Origin of the sequence: Streptomyces sp. NPDC085946 (genome assembly GCF_044540485.1) — a bacterium.
Classification (GTDB): domain Bacteria; phylum Actinomycetota; class Actinomycetes; order Streptomycetales; family Streptomycetaceae; genus Streptomyces.
Window position 1 is genome coordinate 1 of the sequence record NZ_JBITSF010000060.1, and the last position, 8,180, is coordinate 8,180.

Below are 8,180 nucleotides of genomic sequence, written 5' to 3' on the forward strand. Positions count from 1 at the left end.
CCCGCGTCCCCTCCGCAACCCTCCATATCTTGTTTTTGTTTTGTGGGGGGGTTTGTTGGGGGGGGGGGGGGGGGGGCGCGCGCCCCCCCCCCGCCCCCCCCCCCCCCCCCCACCCGCCTGGCATGAGGCGGGGCATGCGCAGTCGGTGTCCGCGTACTGCGCACCGCCTGCACCTCCCGTTCGGACCAGTCTGGGTCAGGAGTCCTGTCACCGCGTTGCCGTGATCACCGCTCCATCGGGAGGCGTCATGGTCGTGATCGCTCTGCTCCTGCCGGTGCTGCTCGTGCTCATGCTGTTCGGGCTGGAGGCGTGGGAGAACTTCTTGTTTCCGCGGGACGGTCCCCCACCGACGCAGGAGAACCTCTGAAGCCGCTTTGGCCTGGGGCCGTCAGATCAGCAGCCGGCACTTCAGACAAGCAGGTCCTCAACGGCTCCAGCCGACGTGTTGGCCGGGATTTTGGGCGGGCCGCCAGGCGGGTGCGCGGGGCCCGTCGTGGAGGATGCCGGTCAGTGCCGCGGCCAGGACGGGGACGCCTCGTAGGGTGTCCGGTGCCAGAGGGCTCGCGGGGGAGGGCTGGTGGGGTGCGCGGGAGAATTCGGGTGTGACGACCGAGCGCCGCCCGTTGGGCACAGGCCCCCTGTACACGGACGATCCTGTAGCCGAAGCAGGGCGTGTCCCGCGTGCCCGGCTCGCTGCCGAGCGTCTGCCCACCCTCACAGCGGTGCCGCATCCGGCTGGACGCCACGTCCTGGGCGCCGGCCCCGACGTGTGAGGCGGGCGCCGGGAACACCGACGGCTGCGCCGAACGGCGAACCCTGGCCGCCACGACCGGACCGCTGCGGGCGGTGACTGCGCATTCTGTGCGCAGGCGTCTGCGCAGTGCACTGACCTGCATGGTCGGGGCCGTTGGCGGCCGTGGCCGGGGTCGTGGTCGGGCTCTGCGCAACACCTGGTCGGCCTCCTACCACAGCCCCGTCCACGGCTATGCGCAGCCCTGACCACGGCGGTGCGCAGCCCGTCCCCAGCTCTGCGGGTGGTGTCAGTGGCTCCAGGCGATGCGTTGGTCGGGGTCCTGGACGGGTCGCCAGACGGGTGCGCAGGGTCCGTCTCGGAGGAGGTCGGTCAGCGCCGCGGCCAGGACAGGGACACCCAGTAGGGCGTCCGGTGCGAGCTGGCCGGCGGCTGTGTATAGGGCGTGGGTGCGGTTCTCGACGCCGGTGGGGCCGGTGCCGTCGAGGATGAACAGCAGCCGCGGGAAGAGGGGGTAGTGGCGTCGCCATTCCTCCTGCGGCGGCTCCAGCCCGGCCGGCCGCCGCCGCGTGCCGGGTGCCGACGTGGGCACGTGAGCGTGGAGGCGGGCGTAGGCGCCGAGTTTGGCACCGAGGCGTTCGGGGCCCATGGTGGCCCGGTCGACTTCCACGAACGCCCGCAGCATCACCCCGCGCCCATCGGACCCCTTGCGGTAGTAGAGCAGCGCATCGGGGATGACGGCCTCGCCGCCCCCGAACGCATGATGGACCTCGGGGATCCAGTCCAGAGGCTGGCAGATGTCGCCGCGGCGGCGGGCGTCCTGCACGAATGCGAGCGCCACCTCGGTCACCGTGAGCCCGTGCCCGGCCCGCAGCCTCACCGCGGTACGGTCCGAGGCCGTCCTCGAGGGCCGCCTGCCCCGTAGCTCGGGCCACTCGCCGGCGATCTGCGCCCCATACGACGTGGGGAACCACACTCGCGTGCGTCCGGCCTGCGGCAGCGTGATCCGGTCCACCAGCCCTTCCGCGCGCAGTTTGGCCAGCCGCCGCCGGGTCTGCTCGATCCGCACACCGGGCGCCAGCAGCAGGTGCAGCTGCTCGGTGGTGGCCATCCGGTACTGCACCAGCACGGCCAGCGCCATCCGGTCGGTGCCGCCCGCGTCCACATCCCTCATTGCCGCTATGCTCCCGCATCCATCCGGTGCGGCACCGTCCGACCCGGCGCCGCGCTTACGGATCAGAGCAGCAGTCGGCCCCGACCAGACCACCGACCACGCGGGCCCGACCACGGTCACGATCCGACAACACCACCCCCGACCATGGCGACAACCTCTCCGACAATCCCGCCCACAGCGGGCCGCGTCCTTCCCTACCTGGATTGTGTATCCGCAGCTCACCACGCCTGTGTTGGCGTGGCAGAGAGTCCGACCTTCCCTCTGCGCCCGTGACTGGTCTGGCCGCACGGGGACAGTAGTTCTGAATATCGCTGGCGTAAGCCTTCGGGACGCCTTGCCCTGTGGTGGGGGTCACAGTTCGGCGAGGTTGCGGATGGTTGCGGTGCCGGAGCGGACGATCCAGATTCCGCTGCCGGGCGGAGTCTCATCCGAGCGGGTCTTGAGGTTTTCGACATCGATGGTCGGCGGCCATTGCGTGTTGTGCTCTGACCAGTGGACCCCGCTGAGGTCGACGCTGGTCAGGTTGGTGTCACTCAGATTGGCGGTAGTGAAGTCGTCCAGGAGCGTGTAGAGCGAGTCCTCATCAAGCGCGGGAGGTTCCCGGCGGAGCGCTAGACCGATGGCCCGGCGAACCTCGGCGGTACGGACTTCGAAGATGACAACGCGGACGCGCTCCAGGTCGTGAGCGCTGGCGCGGTCGAGGGCGCGGCCGGCGACACGGTCACGGTCACGGGTACGGGTGAGGCTGTGGTTGAGGTCGCGGGCAAGGATGCGGTCGAGGTCGTAAGCGTGGTCGAGGGCGCGGGTGAGGTCGGCGGCACGGGCACGGGCACGGGTGAGGTCGAGGGAGTGGGTGAGGTCGGCGGCACTGGCAAGGGCGAGGTCGAGGTCATGGGCGACATCGCGGGCACGGGCGCGGTGGTGGGCGCGGGTGCGGACGCGGGAGAGGTCGCGGTCGAGGCCGCGGGCGAGGCCGCGGGCGCGGTCGAGGGCGTGAGCGCTGAGACGGTCGAGAGTGAGGCCGGCGGCAAGGGTGAGGTCGAGGTCGTGGTCAAGACGGCGGGTGAGGTCTCGGGCAAGGTCTCGAACGAGGTTGCGGGCGCGGACAAGGGCGCGAGCACGAGCGCGATTGCGGTCGAAATCGAGATCGTGGGCGAAAACACGGACGTGAGCGAAGGCACTGGTGAGGTCGTAGCTTGCTTCTTTGACACCAGGGTGGTTGCGCAGGGCCATGCGCTCTGCGGGACTGAGCGTGCGGAGCAGCTCTTCCAGATCTGTTGCGCTGGTGTGGTCGTGTGTACTGGCCGATGTGACGTGCGCGGCGGGGGGCAGGATGGCAGCAAGCCCGGCTTCGGTGTCCAGGACGGTATCGAGGTCATCGACAGCGGTGGTGTGGCGGGACTGGATGAGGATTTCGCGCAGGCCGGCTTCGACGTCGAGAAGGCCGTCCAGGCCATCGATGAGGTTGTACTGATGCCGGGTGAGCCAGCGGTGTGCGTCCTGGCCGTGAGGGTCGTGTCCGGGTCGGGTCACTGTTCCTCCTCCCGTGTCCTGAGGTAAGCGGCCGCAGCGCGACGGGCTTTCAGCAGGCTGGCGCGCACGGTCTCCGCCGACAGGCTGAGGTGGTCGGCGATGTCGGTGGGAGTGAAACCGGCCAGGGTCCAGGCCATCACCTGACGCTGCCTTGGCGGCAAGCTGCGCAGCAGGGGCAGCGCGTCGTACCGAGCTTCCCATTCCGCGATGGCGTCAGTGTGGGGCAGCAGAGACGTGGGCTCAGGCACCTGCTCGACGGGTTCTTCAACGGAGGCGACCTTGCGGATGAGCGCGCGAGAAGCGGCCTTGTAGACCCAGGCCTTGGGATGGGTGATGCTCTCCCAACATCGGTAGGCATCGGTCATGGTCTCCTGAGCGATCTCCGCGGCGACGTGCACGCCTGCCCCGTGACTGATCAGAAAGGCCGTTAACGGACGGATGTGTGCACGGTAGAAGGCAGAGAACTCCTCATCCGCCACCTGTCGCGCTCGGTGGCGTTGCCCAGGCGGGCCGGGGGAGGCAGACGCGGCCGCCGACCCCTCCACGCTGTCCGCCGGATCATATGTACTCACGCGGCCTGGTCCTCCCCCACTACGGCAGCACGGTTGATCCTCACGCACAGACGATGGCCGTCACCGCCCCGGTCCACCAGCTCCACCTGACCACCCAACGCCACGGCCTCGGTAACCCCCAGAAGGTAGCGATGCCGTTGCTGCTCACGCTGCGCTCGCCAGCGCAGGCGCAGCCAGAGTGCCAGCAGCGTGAAAGCCTTGGCGATGACGATCGAAACAATGATGGTCGTGGCCGGGTCCATCAGGGATTCTCCTCCTCATACGGGTACGGGTTGCGAGGGCCTGTTGTGAGGTAAGGGGCTTGAGAGTCCATGATCGTGAACTTCTGAGCCGGAGAATCTTTTCCGCATGCCGTTATGGCCCCTGTGGGCGAACCGGAACTGAGGCAATGCGATGACCTGCTCCACCGCCAGGTCGCTGTACAGCGGCGGGCGACGGAGCGCACGTTGCACGCCGTTCTGACCGGGCCACCAGCTACCAGACCCATCCACGGTGCGACAACCCCTTCGTGGACTGAGCTGACAACCCGTCCGACGACCCCGCCCACAGCGGGCCGCGCCGTTCCGGGCCCGACTCATATATCCGCAGGTCATCGCACGGTTTTGTTCGTGGTCGGGGGCCAGACATCCCCCTTGGCACACCCCCTCGCGACGCCCGGACCAGGAAAAGGGAGGTGGGGAGGGACGGGCGGGGCGGGTGGGCGTGCTGTCGGGGGATTGGGGCGGCTGGTGTCCTGCTTGCGCGTCGGCCGGAGCCGCCGCGCTTCGCGCCGGGTGATCCTGGCGCACCGCACCAAGGGGCGGGCACCGGCCGGCGTGGCGGCTGCTGCAGGCGTCAGCCGTCGGTGGGCGTGGCTTCCTCGGCCTGGTTCTGGCCGTGCTCTTGTTCGCAGAGGCCGCGGGCTTCGGTGACGGCGTGCTGCCGGACGATTCTCCCGTCGGTCATCGAGAACGGCCGAGCAACCCAGGTCACAGAGGAAGAAGACAAAGGAACGGTGATCCGAGGGCCTGTCCCGCCGCCCTGTCTACCGGCTTCTTGCCAGCCGGGTTCCTTCGGGGGTGCGGCGGTAGAGCACGGATCGGCCGGCTCGGGTACGGGTGACGAGGCCGGCCCGGTGCAGGACACCGAGGTGGTAGGAGACCGTGGCGGGGCTGAGGAAGTGGCGTGCCGCCAGCTGCGCGGTGGAGGCCGGTTGCGTCAGTGCGGCGAGCAGTCCGGCGCGGGTGGGCCCGAGCAGCTGTGCCATCTCGGCGGAAGGGACTATGGGGGCGATGGCGCCGACGATGGTCTTGTCACGTACGGGGTAGATGAGCATGGGGGGCCGGTCTTCGTCGCGCGTGGGGTCCACGGCCACGCCCGGCCGAGGCATGACCAGTGACGGCACGACGACCACCATGGACACCGGCAACGCGATCCGCAACCGGCTCTCCACACGCAAGGTGCCCTCAACCCACTCGATGTCAGGATGCAGGGAGTTGAAGAGCCTCGCTGCTCCGTGTCCGGCCAGCACGCCGGCGCATCGGCCGACCTCCGCATCGAGGACGGCCTTGGCGGCCTCCCAGTGCGGGGCGAAGGCCAGCTCCCAGTAACGCCGCAACTCGTCCGCCGCCTGCCGGGCCACATGCACACCACCCCGCGCCATGGCCCGCCGCACCCCCGGTGGCAGCTCGGAACCGGCAAGACCGTTGCGCGGCCGCCCGACGCGTAACGCCTCTAGCTCGCTCAGAACCCGCTCGGGCGGGGTACGCCGGACTCGCTCGAGTTCCTCCTCGACGGTGGGTGAGGGCCCGGCCGGGTAGGGGTTGAGGAAGTCGGGCACGTATCCAGGTCCGTCCAGAGCCAGTTCGGACAGCAGCGGCAGCCGGGCCCGGCGCAGCACGCGTCGTGCACGGGCAACCCAGGGATCGGCGTCGAGGGCTGGCTGCAGACCCCAGGGCAGCAGCGTGGCGACGACCTCGTGCAACGGCGAGACCGCGAAGCGGGAGCGGGCGAGCCCGGCGGCGTCGACGGTGAGCTCAATCATGACCCTCCCGATGTCCGGTCGCGCCGCGCCTGCGGCCATCCCTTCGAACCTGCTCGAATCGTGGCACGAAACGTCGCGCTGGCGGGCCTGGTCGGCGCAGGGTGGTGGCCAGCAGTGTTGGTGGCTGATGGAGCCGAAGGGAGCATGCATGCGAGGGACGCGAGGAATGCCGGGGGCACCGACCTCACGCACGAGGAAGACCAAGGTGGCCGCTTGCGCTGTGGGTGCGCTGACCGCAGCCCTCTTAGCCGTGAGCACTACGCCGGCATCGGCGAGCGGAACCTACAGCGGCCTTCCCTTCGTCTACGGGGCAGGCGCCTGGGAGGACGACTGGACCAACGAGGGTGTCGTGGACGTCAATACGAACCGAACCTCCAACGTTACCTGCCTGTGGCAGACGGTGCTGTGGGCGGACGGCTACCTCTCGTCCACCGCGGACATCGACGGAGATTTCGGGACCCAGACCAAGACCGCAACTGCGAAATGGCAGTCGCGCTATGGGCTGGGCGCCGACGGAAGCGCTGGCAAGAACACGTGGACCGAGGCTGGCACACGGCTTATCTACCTCTTCCCTGAGGGAAGTGAGCAGTACCTGACCCTGTATTACCCCGGTGAAGTCGATGGCTTCTATGTAAATCGCGACGCCAACGGGAATTATCAGTTCTGGGACGGCGACGGTGTCAAGCGAACCGCCGGTTACAACTACCGGACCTGTAGCTGAAATCGGCTTTCTTCGGTGCGGGTTCGGGGCATGCCGCTCTTCAGCGGAGAGCGGCATGCCCGCAGTGCTACTGAGATGGAACTCGTGCTGTCGTAACGGCTGACGGTTGGCCATCCCGCTGCGGTATGACCACGGGCATGTGGTATCCACAAGGGGACGGGTTGACCGCCGACGCCAACGGTTTCGTGAGGGTTACGTCTTCAGCCGGCGACGCGGTTTGTTGCCTCCACCGACCTCTTCCGGGACGACATGCTGGCCCGCGTCGAGCTTCACACCTTGCTTACTGCGTAAAGACGGGGATGACGACGGCGGCCATCGGCCAAGCCCTCCTCACTGGCGCGTTTCATCTCTCGGGTGAGTTGGGTGAACAGCATCAGCCGTCGTCGAGGCACCCAGGACAGCTAATAGGCACTCACAAAACCGTCTACAGTTCCTCGCATGAGGAAGCGGTAAAGGGAGGAAAAAATGAACCAGTTCCCCAAGAGGATGTTCAGCCCCGGCCTCGCGATAGCCACACAGAGAAAGGCAAGGAAAGACCGGAAAGGGAAAGTCCTTCTCCGGACATCAGGAATGGCGGCGGCCATACTCACATTGGCGACGTCCGGCGTCATTATGACTGCATCGTCAGCGCAAGCAAGACCAATCGACTGTAGTCTTTCGATAACCATCGAACGACACACAAGTGAGTTGGGTGCTCGTGCATGGGTGAACTGCCCGAAGCCCGAACACTACACCGTGAACGTCTACCTCTACCGGGATGAATGGTATGGCAACGACCTCGTGGCTCAAGGAAAGCGCGACAGCAACGGCGCTGGAGGCGCGCTTTCCGCTTACGCTGCGGAGCCTTGCTCTGATCTTCAGACCAACAAGAAGTACTACGCGAGGGCTGTCCTGTACGACACGACTTACAGCTACCCCATAGAGGTGAAGGACACGCAGAGCGGCAGCTATTGGGGTCACTGTTAACAGTCATCCCCGTGAGCGGCCCGCCAGAATATATTCTGGCGGGCCGCTCCGCATCGCTGTGGCGAAAGTGGCTCGATTCATCCCGCATTGAATATCGCCAGATAGGCTGATGAGGGGTTGAAGAGTTATTCCTTTCCAGAGTAAATCCGGATCCAAATTTGAAGCAGAGGGGTGGGCCGGTCCTATCAGAACTACATCGTGCATCACCTGATGCAAGGTCACCACGGCCAGCCACCCCTTCCCCTCGCCGCCCGGGCCGACGGCCCGCCCGCCGCCCCGCGCAGCGGGCCGGCCCCAGTGGCGCGAAGCGCCACTGGGTGGCTGGAGCGCAGCGGAAGCCACCCAGTGGAACCGAAGGCCCCGCAGCTCCGGGAGCGCAGCGAACGGAGCATCATCCGCCTTGCACAGCAAGGCGGATGCGCGGGACGCGCAGCGTCCCG

Annotated in this window: 7 protein-coding genes; 2 read left to right on the forward strand and 5 right to left on the reverse strand. The window is 67.6% G+C overall.

The genetic code is table 11. The features are described 5' to 3' along the window. Window positions 1–1,040: 1,040 nt before the first annotated feature. The 5 genes from ACIF8T_RS40325 to ACIF8T_RS40345 form a co-directional block, all read right to left on the reverse strand. The gene (locus ACIF8T_RS40325; RefSeq protein ID WP_400042442.1) at window positions 1,041–1,925 is read right to left on the reverse strand and encodes a replication-relaxation family protein; all 885 of its coding nucleotides are present in this window, start codon (window positions 1,923–1,925) and stop codon (window positions 1,041–1,043) included. A 351-nt stretch (window positions 1,926–2,276) separates the two neighbouring features. Further along, window positions 2,277–3,458: a hypothetical protein gene (locus ACIF8T_RS40330; RefSeq protein ID WP_400042443.1), complete on the reverse strand. Its 1,182-nt coding sequence runs from the start codon at window positions 3,456–3,458 to the stop codon at window positions 2,277–2,279. Then, window positions 3,455–3,937, reverse strand: coding sequence for an RNA polymerase sigma factor (locus ACIF8T_RS40335; protein ID WP_400042445.1), 483 nt, complete (start codon window positions 3,935–3,937; stop codon window positions 3,455–3,457). The genes ACIF8T_RS40330 and ACIF8T_RS40335 overlap by 4 nt, the downstream gene beginning before the upstream one ends. 89 nt (window positions 3,938–4,026) lie before the next feature. Further along, the gene (locus ACIF8T_RS40340; protein ID WP_400042446.1) at window positions 4,027–4,272 is read right to left on the reverse strand and encodes a hypothetical protein; all 246 of its coding nucleotides are present in this window, start codon (window positions 4,270–4,272) and stop codon (window positions 4,027–4,029) included. Window positions 4,273–5,054: 782 nt separating this feature from the next. After that, the gene (locus tag ACIF8T_RS40345) at window positions 5,055–6,053 is read right to left on the reverse strand and encodes an ArsR/SmtB family transcription factor (RefSeq protein ID WP_400042447.1); all 999 of its coding nucleotides are present in this window, start codon (window positions 6,051–6,053) and stop codon (window positions 5,055–5,057) included. Between the two features lie 220 nt (window positions 6,054–6,273). Here ACIF8T_RS40345 and ACIF8T_RS40350 point away from each other — a divergent pair, with 220 nt between their 5' ends. Further along, a complete protein-coding gene (locus ACIF8T_RS40350; protein WP_400042449.1) occupies window positions 6,274–6,774 on the forward strand; it encodes a peptidoglycan-binding protein in 501 nt (166 codons plus the stop codon). A 465-nt stretch (window positions 6,775–7,239) separates the two neighbouring features. Beyond that, complete coding sequence (locus ACIF8T_RS40355; RefSeq protein WP_400042450.1) at window positions 7,240–7,740, forward strand: hypothetical protein; 501 nt, start codon at window positions 7,240–7,242, stop codon at window positions 7,738–7,740. The last annotated feature ends 440 nt before the right edge of the window (window positions 7,741–8,180 follow it).